This window comes from Serratia sp. Sp408, assembly GCF_057180665.1.
This window is the reverse complement of record NZ_JBXUFT010000058.1, coordinates 1-233: the sequence shown is the minus strand read 5'-3', so window position 1 is coordinate 233 and position 233 is coordinate 1. Positions and strand designations below refer to the sequence as shown.

The following is a 233-nucleotide window of genomic DNA, read 5'->3' as shown; positions in this document are numbered from 1 at the left end:
AGATGGCGTTATGGCGGCGTAAACGCCCGGAAAATGTCATCGTGCACACAGACCGAGGTGGCCAGTACTGTTCAACGGATTACCAGAGCTTACTGAAACGGCATAATCTGCAGGGCAGTATGAGCGCTAAAGGTTGTTGTTACGACAATGCCTGTGCGGAAAGCTTCTTTCACTCACTGAAGGTGGAATGTATCCACGGGGAGGACTTTGCCAGCCGGGAAATAATGCGAACG

1 protein-coding gene is annotated in these 233 nt (G+C 51.5%); it reads left to right on the top strand.

Annotation, left to right across the window (positions count from 1 at the left end):
* Nucleotides 1-233 (top strand): IS3 family transposase (locus AC2AXP_RS22840; protein WP_484381999.1); only part of this gene is annotated, 233 nt, incomplete at both ends.